The organism is Haemophilus sp. oral taxon 036 (assembly GCF_002998595.1).
Lineage (GTDB): Bacteria > Pseudomonadota > Gammaproteobacteria > Enterobacterales > Pasteurellaceae > Haemophilus > Haemophilus haemolyticus_K.
In genome coordinates this window covers 419,134-443,480 of the sequence record NZ_CP027235.1, presented here as the reverse complement: position 1 = coordinate 443,480, position 24,347 = coordinate 419,134, and the positions used below count along the sequence as shown (strand labels likewise).

The following is a 24,347-nucleotide window of genomic DNA, read 5'->3' as shown; positions in this document are numbered from 1 at the left end:
GCCATCGGCGAAACCCGATTTTAATTACCGAAGAAGAATTCTCAATTAAAAAACAATAGGACAAAACATAATGAAAAAATTTGCAATGGTCTTCCCAGGCCAAGGCTCCCAAACTGTCGGTATGCTTGCTGATCTTGCAACTGAATATCTAATCGTTACTGAAACATTTAAACAAGCATCTGATGCGCTTGGTTATGATTTATGGCATCTTGTTCAACAAGGTCCTGCTGAAGAACTTAATAAAACATGGCAAACTCAGCCCGCACTTTTGGCCGCTTCAGTAGCTATTTATCGCGTATGGCAAGAAAAATTTCCTCAATTAAAACCAGAAGTAATGGCAGGCCATAGCTTAGGTGAGTATTCTGCGTTAGTTTGTGCTGGCGTGTTGGATTTCCAAGATGCGATTAAATTAGTTGAATTGCGCGGAAAATTAATGCAACAAGCTGTGCCTGAAGGTACAGGCGCAATGTATGCGATTATTGGTTTGGATAATGAAGCAATTATTAATGCTTGTAAACAAGCAGAGGAAGGCGAAGTCGTATCTGCTGTGAACTTCAACTCACCAGGCCAAGTCGTTATCGCTGGCGCGAAAGCTGCAGTTGAGCGTGCGGCTGCATTATGTAAAGAAGCCGGCGCTAAGCGCTCATTGCCGTTAGCTGTGAGCGTGCCTTCTCATTGTGCATTAATGAAACCAGCAGCCGAGCAATTAGCGGTAACACTTGAAAATATTCAAATTAATACACCAACAACATCGGTATTAAATAACGTTGATGTGAAAGCGGAAACTGAAGGTGCAGAAATTCGTACCGCACTTGTTCGTCAGTTATATAGCCCAGTTCGTTGGACTGAAACAGTTGAAAAAATGGCGCAAGATGGTGTTCAAGCGCTTGTTGAGGTGGGACCAGGTAAAGTATTAAATGGTTTAACCAAACGCATTGTGGGTGATTTACAAGCAATATCTGTAAATGATGTTGCATCATTCAATGTTGTAGAAGAATTTTTAGCGTAAAAGGAAGAAAAAATGCAAGGTAAAATTGCTTTAGTGACAGGAGCTACTCGTGGTATCGGTCGTGCGATTGCAGAAGAACTTAGTTCAAAAGGTGCATTTGTAATTGGTACTGCAACATCTGAAAAAGGTGCAGAGGCGATTTCTGCATATTTAGGGGATAAAGGTAAAGGTTTAGTTTTAAACGTCACAGATAAAGAATCTATTGAAACTGTACTTGAACAAATTAAAAATGATTTTGGCGATATTGATATTCTCGTGAATAACGCAGGTATTACTCGCGATAATTTATTGATGCGTATGAAAGATGATGAGTGGTTTGATATTATGCAAACTAACTTAACTTCAGTGTATCATCTTTCTAAAGCGATGTTACGTTCAATGATGAAAAAACGTTTTGGTCGTATCATCAATATTGGTTCAGTGGTGGGTTCAATGGGTAATCCTGGACAAACTAACTATTGTGCAGCAAAAGCGGGTGTGATTGGTTTTTCTAAATCTTTAGCGAAAGAAGTGGCTGCACGTGGTATTACTGTAAATGTGGTTGCACCAGGTTTTATTGCAACAGATATGACAGAAGTGCTTACTGATGAACAAAAAGCGGGTATTTTATCTAATGTTCCTGCTGGTCGTTTAGGCGAAGCGAAAGATATTGCTAAAGCCGTTGGTTTCTTAGCTTCTGATGATGCGGCTTACATTACAGGCACAACGTTGCATGTAAATGGTGGATTGTATCTTAGTTAATTTATTAATAGATCGGTAAGTATGCTAATTTATTTATCATAAGTATGTAAGTGGATTCATATAGCGTGCTCCTTTTATGAAATAACTAAAACTCATGATAAAAACACCGCACTTGGCGGTGTTTTTTTACTTGAGCAATGTGACTTGGTTAACATAACAAATAGCTTACAAGGAAGTTAGTATATCTATTTTTTAAGAGAATGTGGATAAAATATCATCATATTCGATGGTTGAAATCTATCCACAAAATTCAATGTTAATTACTTCTACGCAATCTATTGTTCCGGTTTTGAGTCTCCATTTGACATTAAACTCGTACAAACTCATTCCATAAATACGATCACTCGGTTTACCTTGTTGGTAGGCTGGACGCGGATCTTGCTCTAGCACTTGGCGAATGAAACGACTTAAGTGCGGTCGTTTTTCTTCTCGTTTTTTTACCGCACTTTTGGCTTGTTCGGTAAATTCAACTGTCAGTTTTGCTGATGGCTTTTCTTGGGCAAAGCTCGATTGCGCATTTGGCTCACTATCCGCATAGGCAATATAGGGTTTGATATCGAAAATGGGCGTGCCATCCACTAAATCTACCGCACCTAAATGGAGAAAAACGTTACCGTTGATACATTCTACTTGACGTAATTCGACTTTGGATAAACCGAGAGGATTTGGGCGGTGCGTTGCGCGTGAAGCAAACACGCCAACTCGTTGATTACCGCCTAACCGTGGAGGGCGTACGGTGGGTTGCCATTTTCCTTGTTGGATTTGGTCGAACTGAAAAATTAACCAAAGGTGACTGAATTGTTCCAATCCTCGTACGGCTTCAGGCGAATTATAAGGCGGTAAGAGTTCTACGATGCCTACACCGTCTTCAACTAAATTAGGTTGGCGTGGTACGGAGAATTTTTCTTTATAAGGTGTGTGGATAATGGCGATAGGCGATAAGGTTAAATCATTCATAAATTGGGTGTCTTAGTGTAGAATACGCGGCCTATTGTAATCAAAAGTGCGGTCAAAAAAAATGACAAATGAAAAATTGAAAATGTGGTGGGAAACGGCTCGACCAAAAACTTTGCCCTTAGCGTTGGCATCGATTTTCACTGGTTCGGCATTAGGTTATTGGGCGAATCCACAAGGTTTTAATGGGCTTGTAATGGCACTTTGTTTACTCACGACAATTTTATTACAGGTGCTTTCTAATTTTGCCAATGATTATGGGGATCATCAAAAAGGTTCAGATACTGAAGAACGTATTGGGCCATTACGTGGCATTCAAAAAGGCGCAATTTCAGCAAAAGAACTGAAATGGGGATTAATTCTAATGGTGGTGGCCAGTTTTCTTTCAGGAAGTTTTTTGATTGGAATCGCTTATGAAAACCTCTCGGATTTATTAGCTTTCGCTGGGCTTGGGATTTTAGCTATTGTTGCGGCCATTACTTACACTGTTGGGGCAAAACCTTATGGCTATATGGGATTGGGCGATATTTCTGTATTAGTATTTTTTGGTTTGCTTGGCATTGGCGGCACTTATTATTTGCAAACTCACAGTATTGATAGCCACATTATTTTACCTGCTATTGGTTCTGGCTTATTGGCAAGTGCGGTATTAAATATCAATAATTTACGCGATATTGAACAGGATGCGAAAGCTGGCAAAAATACCCTAGCCGTTCGTTTAGGTGCATATAAGGGGCGAGTTTACCACTGTATTTTATTAAGTGTGGCGGCTTTATGTTATTTAGCATTTGCTTTGGCAACGGCCATTTCTTGGACAAATTATTTATTTGTATTGGCAATGCCATTGTTAGCTAAACATGCGATCTTTGTTTATCGCAGTCAGCAACCAAGTGAATTGCGTCCAATGTTGGCTCAAATGTCTATGATTTCGTTATTAATCAATATCTTGTTTAGTTTAGGCTTGCTTATCGGCTAAATCGGCATATACTAAAGCAAACAAAATTTCAACAATCGATAGGGGAAAGTTATGTTTATTGATACTTCAGAACTTTGCGATCTTTATGCAGAACAAGTGGATGTAGTGGAGCCAATTTTTTCAAGCTTTGGTGGCGTAAGTAATTTTTACGGTAAAGTCACTACGGTAAAATGCTTTGAAAGTAATGGATTAATTGCTGAAGTATTAGAGGAAAACGGAGAAGGTCGAGTGCTTGTCATTGATGGCGGTGGTGCGGTACGTCGAGGTTTGATTGATGCGGAATTGGCTCAACTTGCTGTTGATAATGGTTGGGAAGGCATTATTGTATATGGTGCAGTACGCCAAATTCAGCAATTAGAAAACCTTGATATTGGTATTCATGCCCTTGCGCCAATTCCAGTCAGTGCAGATGAAAGCAGTGCTGGTGAGAGCGATATTCCGGTGAACTTTGGGGGCGTAACCTTTTTCCCAGAAGATTATATTTACGCAGATCTGACAGGAATTATACTTTCGCAAGAGCCCTTAGATTTAGATGATTCGGACGAATAATACGAAAGAGCAAAAGTGCGGTGAAAAATAACCGCACTTTTTTTATCAAAATTTATTGCACTTGATCACATTTTTGAATATTACTTGTTGCATGTTAATAACATTCCTTTAACATTATAACTCTTTTGAGTAGTAACCTTCATGGAGAACCTTTATGAGTGAGATAAAATCTTTCAAAAATCACAAAAATGGCATTATTTTTATTTTAGATATAGTGCTGTTTTTTGTGTTATTAAAAGTGCTACCTTATGAGCCAAAGGCTAGTGCTGGTTTAGCTTTATTGGCTTTTGTCGCAGTGCTTTGGTTAACTGAGGCATTACATGTTACGGTTACCGCATTATTAGTGCCATTATTGGCGATTGCGCTAGATTTAGTGAGTACGAAGCAAGCTTTAGTGGCTTTTGCTGATCCTACAATCTTTTTATTCTTTGGTGGCTTTTCTTTGGCTACAGCCTTGCACATTCAAAAACTCGATAAAATGATTGCTAATAAGATTATGGCGTTAGCGCGCGGTAATTTATTTATTGCCATTATTTATCTCTTTTTGATTACAGCTTTACTCTCTATGTGGATGAGTAACACGGCAACTGCAGCCATGATGTTACCTCTCGCAATGGGAATTTTAAGCCAACTTGATCGTGAGAAAGAACATAGTACTTATGTGTTTGTCTTGTTAGGGATTGCTTATAGTGCATCAATTGGAGGTATGGGAACCCTTGTGGGTAGTCCACCCAATGCGATTGTAGCAAGTAACTTGCATTTAACCTTTGCAGATTGGTTATGGTACGGTTTACCGATAATGATTATTTTGCTACCACTGATGATTGGTACGCTTTACATTATTTTTAAGCCAAAACTTCATATTAATTTTGAGCAATCTTTTGAAAGCATTGAAATGAATTCAGTGCGTGTATTAACATTAGTTATCTTTGTTGTGATTGCTTTAACTTGGGTATTTAGTGGGCAAATTAATCCGCTGATTTCAGGCTTACTTGGTTTGCAGAAAAATATTGCAAGCTTCGATAGTGTCGTCGCTTTATTAGCAGCTATTGTGATTTGTTCTACGGGCATTGCAAGCTGGAAACAAATTCAAGAAAGTACTGACTGGGGCGTATTAATGCTTTTCGGTGGTGGATTAACATTAAGTGCGGTATTGAAGGATTCTGGAGCAAGTAAAATTTTAGCAGATAGCATTGTTTTTATGATTGAAGGACAACATTTCTATCTTATTGGCTTGTTAGTTGCAGCATTTATTATTTTCTTAACTGAATTTACCTCTAACACAGCAAGTGCGGCGTTGCTCGTCCCAATCTTTATTTCTATCGCCCAATCATTGGGTATGCCAGAAATTGGTTTAGCATTAATTATTGGTCTTGGTGCATCTTGTGCCTTCATGCTACCTGTCGCAACGCCACCAAATGCTATTGTATTTGGTTCTGGTCAAGTGAAACAAAGTGAAATGGTAAAAGCTGGCTTTGTTCTAAATCTAGTATGTATTCTTGTAATTTCAACAATGGGATATTTATTCTGGTTGAATTAATAGCTAAGCTTAGAATTTTAAAAAAGAAAAGCATGAATAGATGCTTTTCTTTTTTTTATTCAAACCAAATAACACTTGCCATTCGTCCTGTTTGATGATCTCGGCGATAAGAAAAGAAATATTCTTTTTCGTTAAAGGTACAATGTTCTCCACCGTAAATTTGAGTAATACCTAGGTTGTTTAATCGTTGTGTAGCGATTTGGTAAAGATTACCAAGGAATTTTTCTTTTTCTCTCCTATCTGGTTGAAATGCCAGTTTCGCTTTTTGATCTATGGCGATAAATTGCTCTACAACATCGTTTCCTACTTGGAATGCTGTTGGACCGATAGCTGGTCCAAACCATGCCATGATCTCTTCAGGTTTAGCTTGAAAATATTTTATTGTTTCTTCTAATATGCCATCGCATAAGCCTCGCCATCCTGCATGAGTTGCAGCTACTTCATTTCCGGATTTTGTTGTAAATAATACGGGCAAGCAATCTGCTGTCATGATAGTGCAGACTTGATTGGGTTCATTGGTATAAACGGCATCAGCTTCTAAATTATCGTCCAAATAAGGGAGTTGAATAACGCGTGTACTGTGAGTTTGAGTGAGAAATAAAGGCTCTTGAGGTAAGTTAAATTTTTCTACGAGTAAAGCGCGGTTAGTTTTGACCGCACTTTTATCATCGCCGACATGATCACCAAGGTTAAAATCATTAAAAGGTGCAGTACTAACACCGCCTTCACGTGTCGTAGTAAAGGCGTGAATAGTATCGGCAACAGGCCAGTTAGGTTGTATGATCCGCATTAATTAATAGTCCAATTCATTTTGGTGTTCTAGATAATCTGTTTTTAATGCGTTGAGTAGTTTCACAAAATCATCTGGTAAAGGCGCATACCATTCCATCATTTCCCCTGTAATTGGATGTGCGAGGCGTAACATTACGGCATGTAGAGCCTGACGTTTGAAATCACGTAAAACAGACATAAATGCTTCACTAGAATTTTTAGGTGGGCGAGGGCGTCCACCATAAGTTTGATCACCTAATAATGGGTGGGCTATATGTGCCATGTGTACACGAATTTGGTGAGTTCGACCTGTTTCTAGTCGCAAGCGTAAGCGAGTGTAATTACGGAAATTTTCCATAATACGATAATGGGTAACGGCAGGCTTTCCCATTGGGTGAACAGCCATTAATGTACGTTTGGTTGCATGGCGAGCCATTGGTTGATCTACAGTACCGCCTTTAGTCATTATGCCTGATGCGACCGCCTCATATTCGCGTGTGATTTTTCGTTTTTGTAGATCTCGCACAAGTTTGGTTTGGGCGGGGATCGTTTTAGCTACGACCATTAATCCGGTCGTGTCTTTATCTAGGCGGTGGACAATCCCTGCACGAGGCACTTCTGCGATTGGTGGATAATGATAGAGTAGCGCATTGAGCACAGTTCCATTCGGATTCCCCGCGCCTGGATGAACAACAAGATCTTTGGGTTTATTTATAACTATAATATCATCATCTTCATAAACAATATTCAAGGGGATATTTTCAGGTTCAAAACGTGTTTCATCTTCTATATCAACGGTAATTGCTACGTGTTCTCCCCCCAGCACTTTTTCTCGAGGAATATTGACAATTTGATTGTTAAGTTTAACGAGATCTGCTTCAATCCAAGTTTTTAATCTGGAGCGAGAGTACTCTGGGAACAATTCTGCAAGCGTTTGGTCTAAGCGTTGTCCTATTTGTTCTGACTGTATTTCAGCTGAAAGGGTTATTAATGGCATAAAAGGCTCTCAAAGTTTTTTTAAAAGTTGGCTTATTGATTAATGTTCTATACAATAGCTAGCAATTGTATCTTATTTATCGGTTTTCGTAAAAATTAAGGAAAAAACAATGCGTAAAATGAAATCTTTAGCTTTATTGGCAATGGCAGCATTGGTAGTTGGGTGTTCAGGCTCAAAAGATGTTGAACAAGCATCGGTGAGTGAACTTTATACGAAAGGTTCAAATGCGTTGCAAGAAGGTGGATATTCAGAAGCTATTCGCTACTTAAAAGCTGCAAATGAGCGCTTCCCCGGCAGCATCTATCAAGAACAAGCAATGATTGATTTGATTTACGCAAATTATAAGTCACAAAACTATACGGATATTGAGACGTTGGGAAATGATTTTATTCGTATGTTCCCTCAAAGCCAAAACCAACCTTATGTGATTTATATGACAGGTCTTGCATATTCGGCTATGAGCGATAATTTTATTCAAGATTTTTTTGGAATCGATCGCGCAACACGTGAAACGGTTTCTATGCGTAATGCATTTAATTATTTCCAAGGTTTAGTTACGCATTTCCCAAATAGTCCTTATACACAAGATGCGCTTGCTCGTATGGCTTATATTAAAGCGGCCCTTGCTCGCCATGAACTAGATATTGCAAAGTTTTATGCTAAACGAGATGCTTGGGTAGCTGTGTCAAATCGTGTTGTTGGTATGTTAAAACAATATCCTGATGCGCAAGCAACCTATGAAGGTTTATTCTTAATGAAAGAAGCCTACAATAAGATGGGGCTAACTACATTAGAAAATCAAACTCAACAAATTATTGATGCGAATAAAGGTAAATCTTTTGAAGCAGTAGAAAAGCCGAAAGAACCTGAATTAACCTTGCCTAAAGTAAAATAAACAATGCAATAAAGCCCGAATCATTTCGGGCTTTATGCTTTTTTCATATCATCCACGATGTGCATTTTTCATAATGCGATCTTTTGTAACTTTCCACTCACGCTCTTTAATATCATCGCGTTTGTCGTGTTGTTTTTTCCCTTTTGCTAATCCAATTTTAACTTTTGCCCAAGCACTTTTCCAATAAAGAGATAGCGCCACAATAGTGAATCCGTCACGATTAGCTTTACCAAATAGTGAGGCAAGTTCTCGCTTATTGAGTAATAATTTACGTGTTCGTGTAGGATCGCAAACAATGTGAGTTGAGGCAACATTTAGAGGCTGGATGCTGGCACCAAATAAAAAAGCTTCTCCATTTTTGAAAATTACATAGCTATCACTAATATTTGCCTTGCCTGCACGCATTGATTTTACTTCCCAGCCTTGTAGTTCAAGGCCTGCTTCAATCTCATCTTCAATAAAATAATCGTGTCGTGCTCGTTTATTCAACGCAATAGTATTTGATCCGGGGTTTATTTTTTTCTTTGTCATTGTCTTTTACCTTATCTTGATTTCGGCATTCTATAGGATATCTTTTTTGATAGCAAAAAGATCGTGTCGGTATAGTTTATTAACATTTTGAATGCTCATTGATGGCTAATGTAAGGCTATCATAAGATATTTAGCTATTCTCTCTCGAAAGAAACAAATCTTAAATTAACAGTATACAATGAGGGGGATAAAATTCTCTTAATTTGATTTTTTCTTGAGTTCATATTGAATTCAAACTAGACTTAACCATCATTTTATTTTATCCATATGATTATGCGTGTTTCAGATTTTAATTTCGATTTACCTGATGAACTTATTGCTCGTTATCCAAAAGAGGATAGATCATCTTGCCGTTTATTACATTTGAATGGAGAAAATGGCGCGGTAATTGACCGCACTTTTTCAGATGTATTGGATTTAATTGATGAAGGCGATTTATTGATTTTCAATAATACTCGCGTCATTCCTGCAAGAATGTTTGGGCGTAAAGCCAGCGGTGGAAAAATTGAAGTTTTAGTTGAACGCATGTTAGATGAGCATCGTTTCTTAGCGCATATTCGTTCATCAAAATCACCAAAAGAAGGAACTGAATTATTTTTAGGTGAAGATAAATTAGGCGAAAATAATGGAATTGAAGCGGTAATGACAGCGCGCCATGGTGCATTGTTTGAAGTGGAATTAAGTGATAAATCAACCGCTCTTTTAGATGTGTTGCAAGCCATTGGACACATGCCATTGCCGCCTTATATCGACCGTCCAGATGAAGAAGCTGATCAAGAATGTTATCAAACCGTTTATAGTAAAGTACCGGGAGCTGTAGCTGCACCAACAGCAGGCTTACACTTTGATGCTCCCTTGCTTGAAAAACTTAAAAAGAAAGGTGTCAATTTTGAATTTGTCACATTGCATGTGGGCGCAGGAACATTCCAGCCTGTTCGTGTCGAAAATATTGAAGATCATGTGATGCATGCAGAATACGTAGAAGTTTCTCAAGAAGTTTGTAATGCTATTATTGCAACAAAAAAAGCGGGTAAACGTGTTATTGCAGTAGGAACCACTTCTGTTCGTTCTATTGAAAGTGCGGCGCTTTCTGCGGAAGAATTTGGCAATCCAGATTTAATTGAGCCTTATTTTTCTGATACCTCTATTTTTATTTATCCAGGAAAAAAATTCCGAGTGGTGGATTGTTTAATTACTAATTTCCACTTACCTGAAAGCACATTGATTATGTTAGTTTCAGCTTTTGCTGGTTATAAAAATACAATGAATGCGTATAAGCATGCAGTGCAAGAAAAATATCGTTTTTTTAGTTATGGCGATGCGATGTTTATTAATAAAAATTCTAATGTGAGAGGATTGGAATAAGTTATTTGACTTGTAATTAGTCAGCACCTACAATAAAGAACAAGAGATGGCGGTAACCATCCCTTGTCGGAGAATCTACCTAGCCAGTGCTACCTTTCAATAGTAGGCAAAGTAGAATAACAATGATTAGTTTAATAATGAGATTAATCATAGTTTTTATCCTCAATTTGATTACAAATGAAGGATCTACTCAAACAGCCCGTCAGGTGCATACTGGCGGACTGATTTTAGCAGATCCGCCTCTGCTCAAAGAGCATTGGAAATATGATAGCACAAAGCCTGTATTTTTTAACAGGCTTTTTTGTTCAAAAAAATCTTCGAACTGTTTATTCGTTGGAGCAAAAATGAAGTATGAATTAGATAAAACAAGCGGCAATGCTCGTCGTGGTCGCTTGGTATTTGAACGTCCACAAGGCACGTTCAGTGTAGAAACCCCTGCGTTTATGCCAGTGGGTACTTATGGCACCGTGAAAGGCATGACGCCAGAAGAAGTGCGTGCGACAGGTGCAGAAATTTTACTGGGTAACACATTCCATTTATGGCTTCGACCAGGACAAGAAGTCATGCGTAAACACGGTGATTTGCACGACTTTATGCAATGGCATCGCCCGATTTTGACAGACAGTGGCGGTTTCCAAGTATTTAGTTTAGGTAAATTACGTAAAATCACCGAAGAAGGCGTGAAATTCCAAAACCCAATTAATGGTGAGCGTATTTTCCTTTCGCCTGAAAAATCCATGGAAATTCAATATGATTTGGGTTCTGACATTGTGATGATTTTCGATGAATGTACGCCTTATCCAGCGACTTTCGATTATGCGAAAAAATCCATGGAAATGTCTCTTCGTTGGGCAAAACGTAGCCGTGATCGCTTTGATGAATTAGGCAATAAAAATGCTCTATTCGGTATTATCCAAGGTGGCGTGTTTGAAGAATTACGCAAAGTATCATTAGAAGGCTTAGTGAATATTGGCTTTGACGGTTATGCGGTGGGCGGCTTAGCGGTAGGCGAACCAAAAGAAGACATGCACCGCATTTTAGAATATATCTGCCCACAAATCCCGGCTGACAAACCTCGTTATTTAATGGGCGTAGGTAAACCGGAGGACCTAGTAGAAGGCGTACGTCGTGGTATTGATATGTTTGACTGCGTAATGCCAACCCGTAATGCACGTAATGGTCATTTATTCGTGACTGACGGTATTGTTAAAATTCGTAATGCAAAATATCGCGATGATACGAGCCCATTAGATCCTGAATGTGATTGCTACACCTGTAAAAACTATACCAAGGCCTATTTATATCATTTAGATAAGTGCGGTGAAATTTTAGGTGCACGCTTAAATACCATTCACAATTTACGCTATTATCAACGTTTAATGGCGGAAATTCGTCAAGCTATCGAAGAAGATCGTTTTGATGATTTTGTGGTGGAATTCTATGCTCGCATGGGCAAACCTGTTCCCCCATTACAATTAGCGGATAAATCATAATTGATAAAAGTGCGGTAAAAAATGAAATGTTTTTTGACCGCACTTTTTAACAAAGGAAACCTTATGCAAATTCTTGAACCTCAACAATTCGCCACATGGAATGAGCCTATTGAAATGCTTTATGCCTGTCATAGTAAGGTAAAACGTTTTTGTCGCCAGTTAAGCATTTTACCTGATTATCTAGAAAAACACGGATATACTCAGGCTGTATTAAATGATGTTGAGCAAATTTTAACTTATTTCAATCGTGCCGCTCCCCTACATCATGAGGATGAGGAATTAGATTTTTTCCCTCAATTAGTCAAAGTGGCTCCGCAAGCACAAAGCTCCATTGATGAATTAGAACAACAGCACGAATATTTGCATGAAAATTGGAATGCACTATCTGCGCAGTTAGAAGAGCTTATTTCTGAACAACGTCAAAATATTGATGAACATTTAATTGAAAGCTTTGTTCAAGGTTATGAGCGTCATATTGCGTTAGAAGAACCGTTATTTGAAATGGGGCGTGAATGCTTAAGTGCGGATATTTTGGCTGAAATGGGCAAGAGCATGAGTGCTCGTCGTCAAGTTAAAGAATGAAATATCAGCTCAATTTAACCGCACTTCGGTGTCCAATTCCTCTTTTAAGTGCTAAAAAAGCCTTAAAAAATTTGGATAAAAATGATGAGCTAATGTTGATCTTAAACCTTGAAAGTGCGGTGGAAAATTTTTCTATTTTTGCAGAGGAAAATTCTGTTGCTTTGGTCGAGCAATATTACGTTTCTGAAAAAGAATTTATCGTTATCTTGAAAAAATAAAATTAATCGCCATAACGTAGGAGATTGGGTGTGGTTCACCTTTCCCAATGAGCCAATTTATGGTATTTTAAGCGCAATTTTTAACTTAAATTAACAAGGAAAACATACAATGGAAGCACAAAACCCGATGTCCACGTTATTTATTTTCGTGATTTTTGGTTTAATTTTTTACTTTATGATTTATCGCCCGCAAGCTAAACGCAATAAAGAACATAAAAAATTGATGTCTGAGCTTGCAAAAGGTACTGAAGTTTTAACTGCTGGTGGTTTAATCGGCAAAATTACTAAAGTAACTGAAGGTAGCGATAGCATCGTGATTGCGTTAAACGACACGACAGAAATTACGATTAATCGTAATTACATTGTGAGCGTTCTTCCTAAAGGTTCATTAAAATCACTTTAAGAGTAACGTTAAATTATTTTCCAGAGCCACGAATTGTGGCTCTGTGCGTTAGAAAAGAAAAGGAAAACTATGTTAAACCGTTATCCATTATGGAAGAATTTGATGGTTATTTTTATTGTGGCCATCGGGATTTTATATTCTCTTCCAAATATTTATGGTGAAGATCCTGCGGTGCAAATTTCCGGTACGCGCGGTCAAGAAGCGAATACTAGCGTGCTTGGACAAGTTCAAGATGTGCTTAAAACCAATAATCTTCCAACTAAATCTGTCGTGCTTGAGAACGGCTCAATTCTAGCTCGTTTCACTAATACCGATGATCAACTCCTCGCTAAAGATAAAATTGCTGAACGTCTTGGCAATAATTACACCACTGCATTAAATCTTGCTCCAGCCACTCCAGCTTGGTTAAGCATGTTTGGTGCTAACCCAATGAAATGGGGATTAGACTTACGCGGTGGGGTTCGTTTTTTGATGGAAGTTGATATGAATGCTGCACTTGTAAAACGCCAAGAGCAATTACAAGACAGTTTACGTAACGAACTTCGCAAAGAAAAAATTCAATATACGGCAATTAAAAATACTGAGCATTTTGGTACTTCTGTCACATTGGCCGATGCAAGTCAACGATCTAAAGCGGAACGTATTATTCATCAGTTGCATCCAACCTTAGATATAACAGAGTTGGATAACGATAGTATTAATTTAGGTCTTTCTACTTCAGCATTAAATGAAGCACGCGACTTAGCAATTGAGCAAAACTTAACGATTTTACGTAAACGTGTTGCTGAATTAGGGGTATCTGAGGCGGTTATTCAACGTCAAGGTGCTGAACGTATTGTGATTGAATTACCAGGTGTTCAAGATACTGCTCGCGCAAAAGAAATTTTAGGGGCAACTGCAACGCTTGAGTTTCGTATCGTAAATCAAAATGTTACGGCCGATGCAATTTCTCGTAATATGTTGCCAGCTGATTCGGAAGTTAAATATGATCGACAAGGTCATCCTGTCGTATTATTTAAACGCGCGGTATTAGGTGGTGAGCATATTATTAATTCAAGTTCTGGTTTAGATCAGCATTCAAGCACCCCTCAAGTGAGTGTAACCTTGGATGGTGAAGGTGGTGAGATTATGTCTCAAACTACCAAAAAATATTACAAGAAACCAATGGCGACGCTTTATGTTGAATATAAAGATAACGGCAAAAAAGATGAAAATGGTAAAACCATTCTAGAAAAACATGAGGAAGTCATTAATGTGGCGACGATCCAAGGTCGTTTCAGTTCTAATTTCCAAATTACTGGTGTTGATAGCATTGCGGAAGCGCACAATCTTTCTACCTTATTGAAATCTGGCGCATTAATTGCACCAATTCAAATTGTTGAAGAACGTACCATTGGCCCATCTTTAGGGGCTCAAAATGTGGAACAAGGGATTAATGCGAGTTTCTGGGGACTCATCGCTGTAATTGTCTTTATGCTGTTCTACTACAAAATGTTCGGTATTATCGCAAGTTTTGCTTTGGTCATTAATATTGTGTTGTTAGTGGGTTTAATGTCTATTTTACCTGGTGCGACACTTTCCATGCCGGGGATTGCCGGTATCGTATTAACCTTAGGTATGTCGGTGGATGCAAACGTATTGATTTTTGAACGTATTAAAGAAGAAATTCGTAATGGTCGTCCAATTCAACAAGCAATCAACGAAGGTTATAACGGGGCGTTTACCTCTATTTTTGATGCGAATTTAACGACAATTTTAACCGCAATTATCTTGTATGCTGTGGGGACAGGCCCAATTCAAGGATTTGCGATTACGCTTTCACTTGGTGTGGCAATTTCAATGTTTACTGCAATTACAGGAACACGCGCATTAGTTAATGCACTTTATGGCGGCAAACAACTTAAGAAATTATCAATTTAGGTAGGGAACGATGAAAATTTTTGCAAAAGATAAAGACGGACATTTTATCCGTGAAATCAATGGGATTAAACTCCCGTTCCCATTGACCGAATTTATGAAAATGCGTAAATGGGGCTATGTTTTTTCCGCACTTTTAATGGCCGTTTCGCTATTTTTTATCGTATCAAAAGGCTTTAACTGGGGCTTGGATTTTACTGGTGGGGTTGTTTTTGATACCCATTTTTCACAATCTGCAGACTTAGAAAAAATCCGTGGTAAGCTCCATGAAAATGGTATTGAAAGCCCAATTGTGCAGACGACGGGTTCTGTTCAAGATGTTATGATTCGTTTACCAGCCACGGATAATGATTCAGGCATTGGCGATCGCGTAAAAGGAATGCTCCAAGAAGTAGATTCTGGCATTAAGATTCGTAGTGTTGAATTCGTTGGACCAAACGTAGGGGAAGAATTGGCTCAAGGCGCGGTGTATGCGACATTAGCAACATTAGCGATGATGCTAGTTTATGTAGGTTCTCGTTTTGAATGGCGTTTAGGTTTCGGCGGTATTGCATCCCTTGCGCATGACGTAATTATTACTCTGGGTGTGTTTTCAGCGTTACAAATCGAAATTGATTTAACCTTCGTTGCAGCGATTTTGTCTGTTGTGGGTTATTCTATTAACGATAGTATCGTGGTCTTTGACCGTGTGCGTGAAAACTTCAGAAAAATAAGACGTCTAGATACGATTGATATTATTGATGTTTCTTTAACGCAAACTTTATCAAGAACCATCATGACCTCTGCGACAACATTAATTGTTGTTATTGCATTGTTCTTTTTTGGTGGTCCATCAATTCATAACTTCTCTTTAGCGTTACTTGTGGGGATTGGATTTGGTACATATTCTTCAATCTTTATTGCAATCGCAATTGCATACGATGTTGGATTACGCCGAGAACATATGATCCCGCCTAAAGTAGATAAGGAAATTGATGAATTACCGTGATTTCTTGATAATCAACTAAAAGTAAGCCCCAGACTATAATTGTCTGGGGCTATTTTTTATTTAGATTTTTTGCTTTGAATAGCAGCGAAAATAGCTTACCTTCGTTTAACAGTAAAATATTATTTTACACGAGATACGTATTCGCCAGAACGAGTATCGACTTTGATTACTTCACCTATTTGAACGAAAAGAGGTACTTTTACTACTGCGCCGGTGCTTAATGTTGCTGGTTTACCGCCAGTACCTGCTGTATCGCCTTTAAGACCTGGATCTGTATCGACGATTTCTAATTCAACAAAGTTTGGTGGAGTAACAGTAATTGGCGCACCATTCCATAAAGTCACGATACAATCTGCTTGGTCTAATAACCATTTTTCTGCATCACCTACAGCTTTTGCATCAGCAGAGTATTGTTCAAATGTTTCTGGGTGCATGAAATACCAAAATGCATCGTCTTTGTATGAATAAGTTAAGTTAAGATCCATAACATCAGCAGCTTCAACCGAAGTACCAGATTTGAAGTTTACGTCTAATACTTTGCCTGAAATTAATTTACGAATACGAGTACGGGTGAAAGCTTGACCTTTACCTGGTTTTACGAATTCATTTTCAACGATTACGCAAGGTTCACCGTCTTGCATAAATTTTAGACCTGGTTTGAAATCACTGGTAGTATATGTAGCCATATTTTTAATATCCTAAAAATTAGAGATGGTTTGAAAAGTGCGTATTTTAACCCAAGAACACGTCATTAGAGAAGAACAAAATTGGCTCACAATTCTAAAAAATGCGATTTCAGATCCTAAATTATTGCTAAAAGCCTTAAATTTACCAGAAGATGATTTTGAGCAATCTATTGCTGCGCGGAAACTTTTTTCGCTTCGCGTACCACAACCTTTCATTGATAAAATAGAAAAAGGTAATCCGCAAGATCCCCTTTTCTTGCAAGTGATGTGCTCAGATCTAGAGTTTGTACAAGCCGAAGGATTTAGTACGGATCCCTTAGAAGAAAAAAATGCCAATGCCGTGCCAAATATCCTTCATAAATATCAAAACCGCTTGCTCTTTATGGCGAAGGGCGGTTGTGCGGTGAATTGTCGTTATTGCTTCCGCCGACATTTTCCTTACGATGAAAACCCAGGAAATAAAAAAAGCTGGCAACTGGCATTAGATTACATTGCGGTGCATCCTGAAATTGAAGAAGTGATTTTTTCAGGCGGTGATCCTTTAATGGCGAAAGATCATGAGTTAGCGTGGTTAATAAAACATTTGGAAAACATACCGCACTTACAACGTTTGCGTATTCACACCCGTTTGCCTGTTGTGATTCCGCAACGGATTACTGATGAATTCTGCACTTTATTAGCAGAAAGTCGTTTGCAAACTGTTATGGTGACACACATTAATCACTCAAATGAAATTGATCAAATTTTTGCTCATGCGATGCAAAAATTAAAAGCCGTGAATGTCACGCTTTTGAATCAATCCGTTTTGCTAAAAGGCGTGAATGATGACGCGAAAATTCTAAAAATATTGAGTGATAAACTTTTTCAAACAGGAATTTTGCCTTATTACTTGCATTTGCTAGATAAAGTGCAAGGAGCGAGCCATTTTCTGATTAGCGATATAGAGGCTATGCAAATTTACAAAACCTTACAATCTCTTACATCTGGCTATCTTGTTCCCAAACTCGCACGAGAAATTGCTGGCAAACCAAATAAAACTTTATACGCGGAATAAGATCCGATAAAATATCGCGTAATTTTTTCGCCGCACTTCCGCGGCTAATTAACATGAATAACAACAAGTATCAGGAGTAATCCAGTGGATTCTATGAATAAAAATCAAAATGAACAATCATCTCAAGATGAATTAGATTTAGGTCTTAATCAAGTTGAACCAATTACACCAAAGAAAGTGGTGCAACCTAGCGAGTCAATTTTTGATAAAGCAAAAGGTTTATTTGCAAAAAAAGATAATGTAGAAACAAATTTTCATGAGCGTAAAGAACCCACTTTTGGGCATACACCTGCTCAAGAAAGCTCGCCTTTTATTTCTAGCGAAACATTGAGGACAGAACAAGAGCCAGTTATTCAGACTGTATCTTCAGAAGAGATAATATCTGCTGTTGAAGAAGAAATTAAAACTGAAACGATTGCCACAGAAACTGTTGAGCAAGCGGAAAAACGTACTTTAAGCCAACCAGAAAAATGGAAAGTGTTGCAAGTATTACCTGCAAAACATCGCCGTTTATTTATGGCTATTTTGGCGTTGGTCATTTTATTAATTATTTTCTTTGCATTAAAACCAAGTTCTGACACCGTTGAGTCTTTCACTCAATCTAACAGCAATGAAATCCCTGTGCAGTTCCAATCTTTAGATCAAAATCAACCAGTTGAAACCACGATTTTAGATACTCCTCCTGCACAAAATCAGATGGCTGCAGAGCAAGCTAACCAACCTGAAAATGCGCCAAAAGCAGATGAATCGGCTAATAGTGTAACCGCTCAAAATCAACCTGCAGAAAATGTAGCTGCGTCACAAAACATGGCTGCGTCACAAAATATGGCTCAAGCTCCAGCTCAAACCTCAAATACAATGGATTCAGCTTCAGCTAAGCCTATGCAAGCAGCTCAATCTGAGCAACTACAAACTCAAGCTCAAGTGGAACAGCCAAAAGCGCCAACTGTTGTAGCGCCAGTTCAACCGGTGAAAAAAGTAGTAGAACAACAAGTTGCGCATAAAGATATTGCGAAAAAAGAAGTGAAAGTTGCGGAAAAAGCACATGTGCCAGCAAAAGCAACTGAACAAACCGCCGCTAAAACAGCAGGAAAAGCACCAATTGTTGAAGCAAAACCGATTCAAGTTAAAAAAGAAGCTAAAGTTCAAATTGTTGATGCAAAACCTGCAACGAAAGCAGCTGTACCAACTGCATCGGCGAAAACATTAACTGTGCCTAAAGGCGTTTCTCTTATGCAAGTATTCCGTGACAATCAACTTAATATTTCGGATGTTAATGCAATGAGTAAAGCAGCGGGTGCGGGCAATGTTTTAAGTAGCTTTAAACCAGGTGATAAAGTTGCGGTATCTGTGAATAGCCAAGGGCGAGTAAATGAAATGCGTTTATCTAATGGTACGCGATTTGTTCGTCAGTCTGATGGTTCTTATGAATATAAAAAATAATTTTTAGGGCGAGCAATCGCCCATTTTTCTTTTTCAAGTAGGATGTTATGTTTAAAAAAACGTTTCTAATTTTAACCGCACTTTGCTTGGTCGGTTGTGCTCAAAGTGATTTACCAAAGAAGCCAGAGCCGCAAAAGATGCAGGTGGAAAAAGTAGATAAAGCTTTGCAAAAAGGTGAGGCGAAAGTTTATTTGTGTAAAGATGACAAGCAAGTTCGTGTTGTTCATTCCACTCAAAAAAAACGTAAAAAATCATTGCATCACATTACGGTGACTTTCAATTCTATGTCAGAAAAATTGACATTAATGATTTCTGAGCGCGGTAAAAATTACGGCAATATTCGTTGGACGTGGCAAGAGCGCGAGGATTTCAGTGTGCTAAAAACTAATTTAGGTGAAGTTTTAGCGGAACAATGTGTGTTACAACCCGTAGAGCGTTTATCCGGTAATTAATTGTGCAAACCGAACTCCAACGTGGCTTTATTCTTCATCGTCGCCCTTATAGTGAAACGAGTCTTTTAGTGGATTTGTTTACTGAAGAAAGTGGTCGCCTAACCGTGATCGCCAAGGGTGCACGAGCAAAGCGTTCATCTTGGAAGTCGGTTTTGCAGCCTTTCACACCTTTATTGTTGCGTTGGACGGGAAAAAGCTCATTGAAAACCCTCACTAAAGCTGAACCCGCCGCAATTACACTTCCTTTACAACAAACCGCGCTTTATAGCGGTTTTTATGTGAATGAGTTATTGACTCGTGTCATTGAGCCTGAAACGCCGAATCCTTCGCTGTTTCAACATTATTTAAAATGCTTAACGGGCTTGGCAACTGAAACCAACGTTGAGCCAACGTTGCGCCTTTTTGAATTTCAACTTTTACAAATTCTCGGTTACGGCGTGGATTTTCTGCATTGTGCAGGGTCTGGCGAGCCAGTCGATTTCTCAATGACATATCGTTATCGTGAGGAAAAAGGTTTTATCGCGTCCTTAGTGAAAGATAATCTCACCTTTTATGGCAGAGATTTGTTAGCCTTTGAAGCCCTAGATTTTTCTGATGAGGCGGTACGTCAAGCAGCAAAACGTTTTACTCGTATTGCACTGAAACCTTATCTTGGCGATAAACCATTAAAAAGCCGAGAATTATTCACTCAAAATATTTTACTTCTAAAATAATGGTTCTTCTTTATACCCCAAAGCAAAAAACAAAAAATGTTCAAACTATTACGGCTGATATTCTTGATTTAGATTATCAAGGTTTAGGCGTGGCGAAAATTAATGGTAAAACTTGGTTTATTGAAAATGCCCTACCGCACGAAAAAGTGGAATGTCGTATTCTGGAGGATAAACGCCAATATGGGCATGCTACGGCAAAAAAATGGCGAGTAAAAAGCCCTGAACGTTTAGCACCAAAATGTGCTCATTTTATGCGTTGTGGTGGTTGTCAAGGACAACATATTCCTATTGAAATGCAGAGAAAAGCGAAAGAATCCGCATTGTTTAAACGATTAAGTAAATTACAGTCAGAGCCGATTTCATTTCAACCTATGATTTGTGGCGATGCTTGGGCATATCGTCGTCGTGTACGTTTGAGTTTATGGTTTAATCCAAGCACAAAACAAATTGAGATGGGCTTTCGTCAGAAAAATACCAACGATTTAATTACTGTTCAATCTTGCGAAGTGGCAGAACCTGCAATTAATTATTTACTGCCTAAATTAACCGCACTTTTAGAAAAATTTTCAGCACCGAGACAGCTTGGGCATATTGAACTTGTGGTGGCCGATAATGGTGTCGCAATGTTGTTACGTTACACCAAAAACCTTGCGGAAATTGACCGCACTTTATTGCTCAAATTTGCTGAACAAGAAAAGTTAATGCTGTTTTTACAAAGCGATGAAGGTATTGAACAAAGCTATGGCGATGCACCTTATTATCAATTTTCTGATGGCATAAAATTACATTTTGATATTCGTGATTTTATTCAAGTAAATCGTGTATTAAATGAACGTATGGTCAATACAGCCTTGGATTGGCTTGAATTGAACCAACGGGATTATGTGCTAGATTTATTTTGTGGCATGGGAAATTTTACGCTTCCTCTCGCCAAACGAGTAAAAAGTGCGGTAGGAATTGAAGGCGTTTTTGAAATGGTACAAAAAGCGGCGCAAAATGCTGCAAGAAACCAAATCAAGAATATTGAATTTTTCCAAGCCGATCTTGACCAATCTTTTGTTGAACAACCTTGGGCACGTCAGTCGTTTAATAAAATTGTGCTTGATCCTCCCCGCAGTGGCGCAGCTTTCGCGTTAAATGCGTTGTGCGAGTTGAAAGCAGAGAAAATTTTATATGTGTCTTGTAATCCTGCAACATTAGTGCGTGATGCGGAAATTTTACGTGATTTTGGCTACAAGATTGAAAAAAGTGCGGTGATAGATATGTTCCCTCATACGGGGCATTTGGAATCAATAACGTTATTCACTACAAAATAACTCGGTTATTCGGTACAATATCCACCCAAAATAAAAGCGACAGGAAGTTGCTTGCTCTTCATCAACAAGGGGGTGTTATGGTTGCTGTTCGTGGTTCTCATTTGTTAAATCCGCAGGATTTTGTGATTGAACAATGGTGTGCTGGCTTAAAACTGGCAGAACAAACAGAAAAAAGTTTGATCGATGCCTGGTATTACTCACGTGACTTAATGAGCACCCATCCCGATGAAATGAAGAATGCTACCTTGATGCTTCAGTCTGGTGTGGAAATGGTAGAAATTTTGCACGAACTTAATATGGATGCGGAAACATTGCTTACTGCAATGTTGTTTCCTGTGGTTGCAAATAAATTAACCGATTGGGAAAGCCTAAAAGAAAAGTTTGGTGCGAAAATCACTAAATTACTTAAAGGTGTGTTGGAGATGGATAACATCCGTCAACTTAATGCTAGTCACTCAGCTAATGCCTTACAAGTAGATAATGTTCGCCGTATGTTGTTGGCAATGGTGGACGATTTCCGCTGTGTAATCATTAAACTTGCCGAACGTATTACTTTCTTGCGTGATGCAGAGCATCGTTGCGCAGAGGAAGACAAAGTCCTTGCTGCCAAAGAATGTTCTAATATTTATGCTCCTCTTGCCAATCGTCTTGGGATTGGTCAGTTGAAATGGGAGTTAGAGGATTACTGCTTCCGTTATCTCCATCCTGAACAATATCGCGCTATTGCTAAATTATTGCAGGAACGTCGTCTTGATCGTGAACATTACATTGCTGATTTCGTTAGCGAGTTGAGTGGTTATTTACGTGAAAATATCGAGCAAGTGGAAGTCTATGGTCGTCCGAAACATATTTATAGCATTTGGCGAAAAATGCAGAAAAAGCATCTTGAGTTTAGCGGTTTATATGATGTAAGAGCGGTCAGAATTATCGTGCAAAAATTGCAAGATTGTTATACCGCACTTGGGATTGTTCATACTAAATTTAAACACTTACCCAAAGAATTTGACGATTATGTCGCAAATCCGAAACCGAACGGTTATCAATCTATTCATACTGTTGTTTTAGGTAAAGGTGGCAAGCCAATTGAAGTGCAAATTCGAACCCAACAAATGCATGATGATGCAGAGTTAGGTGTGGCAGCTCACTGGAAATACAAGGAAGGCAATACGGGCAGTATGTCTGCCTACGAAGAAAAAATTGCATGGTTGCGAAAATTATTAGCTTGGCAAGATGATATTACTGATTCAGGCGAAGTGATGGCAGAGTTGCGTAGTCAAGTGTTTGATGACCGCGTGTATGTGTTTACGCCAAAGGGCGAAGTGGTGGATTTGCCAACGGGATCTACACCATTAGATTTTGCTTATGCAATTCATAGTGAAATTGGGCATCGCTGCATCGGGGCAAAAGTAGCAGGACGTATTGTGCCATTTACCTATCAGCTACAAATGGGTGATCAAATCGATATTATTACCCAGAAAAATCCGAATCCGAGCCGTGACTGGCTAAATCCCAATTTAGGATTTACTCACACCGCAAAATCTCGAGCCAAAATTCAGGCGTGGTTTAAAAAACAAGATCGTGATAAAAATATTCCAGCGGGTAAAGAATTACTCGATAATGAATTAGCGCGTTTAAATTTAAGCATTAAGCAAGTGGAACCTTACGCGTTACCACGCTATAACTTGAAAAATTTGGACGATCTTTATGCGGGAATTGGCAGTGGCGATATTCGTTTAAATAACTTAATCAATTTCTTGCAAAGTAAATTGATTAAAGTGACCGCTGAAGAAGCAGATCAAGAAATTTTACGCCATGTTGCTAACAAAAGTGCGGTCAATTCTCAGCTGAAATCTGAGAAAAAAAATGGCTATGTGATTGTGGAAGGTGTGGGCAATCTTATGCATCATATTGCGCGTTGCTGCCAGCCTATTCCTGGCGATGCGATTGTTGGTTATATCACAATGGGGCGTGGTATTTCTATTCACCGAGCGGATTGTGAACAGTTCTTAGATTTGCAAGCTGCTCACCCAGAGCGCGTGGTGGAATCAATTTGGGGCGAAAATTACGCCAGTGGTTTCCATATTAATATCCGTATTGTGGCGGGCGATCGTAATGGCTTATTACGTGATATTACGACGGTTCTGGCAAATGAAAAAATTAGTGTGTTAGGGGTCTCAAGCCGTGCTGATACCAAAAAACAGCTTGCTACGATTGATATGGAAATTGAACTCCATAATGTTGAAAGTTTAAGTAAAATATTGGCTCGATTAGCAAAATTAGATGATGTAATCGAAGCGAAACGTTTATAAAAATAGGAAAATTTATGTATAAAACGACGGGGCTAACCCATTTAATCAATTCTACTAAATATTCATTACAAGGCTTAAAAAGTGCGTTTAAAAATGAAACGGCTTTTCGCCACGAATGTTTTTTAGCCTGTATTTTAATTCCTCTTGCTTTCTTTTTAGGCGAAACAAAAATTGAAATTATCTTGATGATTTCTTCTGTTTTGCTTGTGATGGCGTTAGAACTTTTAAACAGTGCGGTGGAAGCTGTAGTTGATCGCATTGGTACAGAACGCCACGAACTTTCAGGGCGTGCGAAAGATCAAGGTTCTGCATCGGTATTTATTGCTCTTTGTATTGTTGCTGTTGTTTGGGGGGAATCCTATTTTTCTAACATACGGAATATTTTTTAAGGTACAGTATATTTGGGAGCGGCTTATGGAAACATAAGCCGTTTTTAATTATTCAT

General features: G+C 38.6%; 25 protein-coding genes. 20 read left to right on the top strand and 5 right to left on the bottom strand.

Annotated features, from left to right (window positions below; translation table 11 throughout):
• Positions 1-70 precede the first annotated feature (70 nt).
• Together fabD and fabG are read left to right on the top strand one after the other, a co-directional pair.
• Complete coding sequence (gene fabD / locus C3V42_RS02110; RefSeq protein WP_106013486.1) at positions 71-1,009, top strand: ACP S-malonyltransferase; 939 nt, start codon at positions 71-73, stop codon at positions 1,007-1,009.
• Positions 1,010-1,021: 12 nt separating this feature from the next.
• Positions 1,022-1,750, top strand: coding sequence for a 3-oxoacyl-ACP reductase FabG (gene fabG / locus C3V42_RS02105; protein WP_065264473.1), 729 nt, complete (start codon positions 1,022-1,024; stop codon positions 1,748-1,750).
• 237 nt (positions 1,751-1,987) lie between these two features.
• Here fabG and tsaA read toward each other — a convergent pair whose 3' ends face one another.
• The gene (gene tsaA, locus C3V42_RS02100) at positions 1,988-2,707 is read right to left on the bottom strand and encodes a tRNA (N6-threonylcarbamoyladenosine(37)-N6)-methyltransferase TrmO (RefSeq protein WP_106013485.1); all 720 of its coding nucleotides are present in this window, start codon (positions 2,705-2,707) and stop codon (positions 1,988-1,990) included.
• Positions 2,708-2,768: 61 nt separating this feature from the next.
• Between tsaA and menA the strand changes: the two genes are divergently transcribed.
• From menA to C3V42_RS02085, 3 genes are all read left to right on the top strand, one after another.
• A complete protein-coding gene (gene menA / locus C3V42_RS02095; protein WP_106013484.1) occupies positions 2,769-3,680 on the top strand; it encodes a 1,4-dihydroxy-2-naphthoate octaprenyltransferase in 912 nt (303 codons plus the stop codon).
• Positions 3,681-3,731: 51 nt separating this feature from the next.
• Entirely contained in the window at positions 3,732-4,229 is a 498-nt protein-coding gene (rraA, locus tag C3V42_RS02090) for a ribonuclease E activity regulator RraA (RefSeq protein ID WP_106013483.1), read from the top strand.
• 154 nt (positions 4,230-4,383) lie between these two features.
• Positions 4,384-5,769, top strand: coding sequence for a DASS family sodium-coupled anion symporter (locus C3V42_RS02085; RefSeq protein ID WP_106013482.1), 1,386 nt, complete (start codon positions 4,384-4,386; stop codon positions 5,767-5,769).
• A 55-nt stretch (positions 5,770-5,824) separates the two neighbouring features.
• On the opposite strand, the gene pgeF is transcribed toward C3V42_RS02085, so the two are convergent.
• Complete coding sequence (pgeF, locus tag C3V42_RS02080; protein WP_106013481.1) at positions 5,825-6,559, bottom strand: peptidoglycan editing factor PgeF; 735 nt, start codon at positions 6,557-6,559, stop codon at positions 5,825-5,827.
• A 3-nt stretch (positions 6,560-6,562) separates the two neighbouring features.
• Positions 6,563-7,537, bottom strand: coding sequence for a 23S rRNA pseudouridine(1911/1915/1917) synthase RluD (rluD, locus tag C3V42_RS02075; protein ID WP_106013480.1), 975 nt, complete (start codon positions 7,535-7,537; stop codon positions 6,563-6,565).
• Between the two features lie 109 nt (positions 7,538-7,646).
• Here rluD and C3V42_RS02070 point away from each other — a divergent pair, with 109 nt between their 5' ends.
• Positions 7,647-8,432, top strand: a complete 786-nt coding sequence (locus C3V42_RS02070) for an outer membrane protein assembly factor BamD (protein ID WP_065264480.1) — start codon at positions 7,647-7,649, stop codon at positions 8,430-8,432.
• 48 nt (positions 8,433-8,480) lie between these two features.
• Here the strand turns inward: C3V42_RS02070 and smpB are convergent, their stop codons facing one another.
• Positions 8,481-8,963, bottom strand: coding sequence for an SsrA-binding protein SmpB (gene smpB, locus C3V42_RS02065; protein ID WP_106013479.1), 483 nt, complete (start codon positions 8,961-8,963; stop codon positions 8,481-8,483).
• 273 nt (positions 8,964-9,236) lie between these two features.
• Between smpB and queA the strand changes: the two genes are divergently transcribed.
• The 7 genes from queA to secF all read left to right on the top strand — a co-directional run bounded on the left by queA (position 9,237) and on the right by secF (position 15,929).
• Positions 9,237-10,328 carry a tRNA preQ1(34) S-adenosylmethionine ribosyltransferase-isomerase QueA gene (gene queA, locus C3V42_RS02060; protein ID WP_106013478.1) on the top strand — a complete coding sequence of 364 codons (1,092 nt, stop codon included), beginning with the start codon at positions 9,237-9,239 and terminating at the stop codon, positions 10,326-10,328.
• Positions 10,329-10,672: 344 nt separating this feature from the next.
• Complete coding sequence (tgt, locus tag C3V42_RS02055; RefSeq protein WP_106013477.1) at positions 10,673-11,821, top strand: tRNA guanosine(34) transglycosylase Tgt; 1,149 nt, start codon at positions 10,673-10,675, stop codon at positions 11,819-11,821.
• Positions 11,822-11,884: 63 nt separating this feature from the next.
• Positions 11,885-12,403: a hemerythrin domain-containing protein gene (locus tag C3V42_RS02050; protein ID WP_106013476.1), complete on the top strand. Its 519-nt coding sequence runs from the start codon at positions 11,885-11,887 to the stop codon at positions 12,401-12,403.
• On the top strand, positions 12,400-12,621 hold the full coding sequence (locus C3V42_RS02045) for a sulfurtransferase TusA family protein (protein ID WP_106013475.1): 222 nt from the start codon (positions 12,400-12,402) through the stop codon (positions 12,619-12,621). The genes C3V42_RS02050 and C3V42_RS02045 overlap by 4 nt, the downstream gene beginning before the upstream one ends.
• A gap of 109 nt (positions 12,622-12,730) precedes the next feature.
• Positions 12,731-13,024, top strand: coding sequence for a preprotein translocase subunit YajC (gene yajC, locus C3V42_RS02040; protein WP_005631054.1), 294 nt, complete (start codon positions 12,731-12,733; stop codon positions 13,022-13,024).
• Positions 13,025-13,093: 69 nt separating this feature from the next.
• Complete coding sequence (gene secD, locus C3V42_RS02035; RefSeq protein WP_106013474.1) at positions 13,094-14,944, top strand: protein translocase subunit SecD; 1,851 nt, start codon at positions 13,094-13,096, stop codon at positions 14,942-14,944.
• A gap of 10 nt (positions 14,945-14,954) precedes the next feature.
• Positions 14,955-15,929: a protein translocase subunit SecF gene (gene secF / locus C3V42_RS02030; protein ID WP_005634414.1), complete on the top strand. Its 975-nt coding sequence runs from the start codon at positions 14,955-14,957 to the stop codon at positions 15,927-15,929.
• Between the two features lie 119 nt (positions 15,930-16,048).
• Here secF and efp read toward each other — a convergent pair whose 3' ends face one another.
• Positions 16,049-16,615 (bottom strand): elongation factor P, encoded by a 567-nt coding sequence (gene efp, locus C3V42_RS02025; RefSeq protein WP_005635150.1) that lies wholly within the window; start codon positions 16,613-16,615, stop codon positions 16,049-16,051.
• A gap of 37 nt (positions 16,616-16,652) precedes the next feature.
• Here efp and epmB point away from each other — a divergent pair, with 37 nt between their 5' ends.
• From epmB to C3V42_RS01990, 7 genes are all read left to right on the top strand, one after another.
• Positions 16,653-17,669: an EF-P beta-lysylation protein EpmB gene (gene epmB, locus C3V42_RS02020; RefSeq protein ID WP_106013473.1), complete on the top strand. Its 1,017-nt coding sequence runs from the start codon at positions 16,653-16,655 to the stop codon at positions 17,667-17,669.
• A gap of 84 nt (positions 17,670-17,753) precedes the next feature.
• The gene (gene oapA / locus C3V42_RS02015; RefSeq protein WP_106013472.1) at positions 17,754-19,112 is read left to right on the top strand and encodes an opacity-associated protein OapA; all 1,359 of its coding nucleotides are present in this window, start codon (positions 17,754-17,756) and stop codon (positions 19,110-19,112) included.
• A 47-nt stretch (positions 19,113-19,159) separates the two neighbouring features.
• Entirely contained in the window at positions 19,160-19,564 is a 405-nt protein-coding gene (locus tag C3V42_RS02010) for an Opacity-associated protein OapB (protein ID WP_106013471.1), read from the top strand.
• A 2-nt stretch (positions 19,565-19,566) separates the two neighbouring features.
• Positions 19,567-20,277, top strand: coding sequence for a DNA repair protein RecO (gene recO, locus C3V42_RS02005; RefSeq protein ID WP_106013470.1), 711 nt, complete (start codon positions 19,567-19,569; stop codon positions 20,275-20,277).
• Positions 20,277-21,593 (top strand): 23S rRNA (uracil(1939)-C(5))-methyltransferase RlmD, encoded by a 1,317-nt coding sequence (gene rlmD / locus C3V42_RS02000; RefSeq protein WP_106013469.1) that lies wholly within the window; start codon positions 20,277-20,279, stop codon positions 21,591-21,593. The genes recO and rlmD overlap by 1 nt, the downstream gene beginning before the upstream one ends.
• A gap of 77 nt (positions 21,594-21,670) precedes the next feature.
• A complete protein-coding gene (gene relA, locus C3V42_RS01995; protein WP_106013468.1) occupies positions 21,671-23,902 on the top strand; it encodes a GTP diphosphokinase in 2,232 nt (743 codons plus the stop codon).
• Between the two features lie 14 nt (positions 23,903-23,916).
• Positions 23,917-24,291, top strand: coding sequence for a diacylglycerol kinase (locus tag C3V42_RS01990; RefSeq protein WP_106013467.1), 375 nt, complete (start codon positions 23,917-23,919; stop codon positions 24,289-24,291).
• Positions 24,292-24,347: the final 56 nt, after the last annotated feature.

Excerpts from the sequence above, each read along its gene's own strand:
- menA (WP_106013484.1), top strand. The coding sequence starts at position 2,769 with ATGACAAATGAAAAATTGAAAATGTGGTGGGAAACGGCTCGACCAAAA.
- rlmD (WP_106013469.1), top strand. The coding sequence starts at position 20,277 with ATGGTTCTTCTTTATACCCCAAAGCAAAAAACAAAAAATGTTCAAACT.
- queA (WP_106013478.1), top strand. The coding sequence starts at position 9,237 with ATGCGTGTTTCAGATTTTAATTTCGATTTACCTGATGAACTTATTGCT.
- C3V42_RS02010 (WP_106013471.1), top strand. The coding sequence starts at position 19,160 with ATGTTTAAAAAAACGTTTCTAATTTTAACCGCACTTTGCTTGGTCGGT.
- tsaA (WP_106013485.1), bottom strand. The coding sequence starts at position 2,707 with ATGAATGATTTAACCTTATCGCCTATCGCCATTATCCACACACCTTAT.
- C3V42_RS02085 (WP_106013482.1), top strand. The coding sequence starts at position 4,384 with ATGAGTGAGATAAAATCTTTCAAAAATCACAAAAATGGCATTATTTTT.
- rluD (WP_106013480.1), bottom strand. The coding sequence starts at position 7,537 with ATGCCATTAATAACCCTTTCAGCTGAAATACAGTCAGAACAAATAGGA.
- fabG (WP_065264473.1), top strand. The coding sequence starts at position 1,022 with ATGCAAGGTAAAATTGCTTTAGTGACAGGAGCTACTCGTGGTATCGGT.
- efp (WP_005635150.1), bottom strand. The coding sequence starts at position 16,615 with ATGGCTACATATACTACCAGTGATTTCAAACCAGGTCTAAAATTTATG.
- C3V42_RS02070 (WP_065264480.1), top strand. The coding sequence starts at position 7,647 with ATGCGTAAAATGAAATCTTTAGCTTTATTGGCAATGGCAGCATTGGTA.
- fabD (WP_106013486.1), top strand. The coding sequence starts at position 71 with ATGAAAAAATTTGCAATGGTCTTCCCAGGCCAAGGCTCCCAAACTGTC.
- C3V42_RS01990 (WP_106013467.1), top strand. The coding sequence starts at position 23,917 with ATGTATAAAACGACGGGGCTAACCCATTTAATCAATTCTACTAAATAT.
- rraA (WP_106013483.1), top strand. The coding sequence starts at position 3,732 with ATGTTTATTGATACTTCAGAACTTTGCGATCTTTATGCAGAACAAGTG.
- secF (WP_005634414.1), top strand. The coding sequence starts at position 14,955 with ATGAAAATTTTTGCAAAAGATAAAGACGGACATTTTATCCGTGAAATC.
- secD (WP_106013474.1), top strand. The coding sequence starts at position 13,094 with ATGTTAAACCGTTATCCATTATGGAAGAATTTGATGGTTATTTTTATT.
- pgeF (WP_106013481.1), bottom strand. The coding sequence starts at position 6,559 with ATGCGGATCATACAACCTAACTGGCCTGTTGCCGATACTATTCACGCC.
- smpB (WP_106013479.1), bottom strand. The coding sequence starts at position 8,963 with ATGACAAAGAAAAAAATAAACCCCGGATCAAATACTATTGCGTTGAAT.
- tgt (WP_106013477.1), top strand. The coding sequence starts at position 10,673 with ATGAAGTATGAATTAGATAAAACAAGCGGCAATGCTCGTCGTGGTCGC.
- C3V42_RS02050 (WP_106013476.1), top strand. The coding sequence starts at position 11,885 with ATGCAAATTCTTGAACCTCAACAATTCGCCACATGGAATGAGCCTATT.
- C3V42_RS02045 (WP_106013475.1), top strand. The coding sequence starts at position 12,400 with ATGAAATATCAGCTCAATTTAACCGCACTTCGGTGTCCAATTCCTCTT.
- yajC (WP_005631054.1), top strand. The coding sequence starts at position 12,731 with ATGGAAGCACAAAACCCGATGTCCACGTTATTTATTTTCGTGATTTTT.
- relA (WP_106013468.1), top strand. The coding sequence starts at position 21,671 with ATGGTTGCTGTTCGTGGTTCTCATTTGTTAAATCCGCAGGATTTTGTG.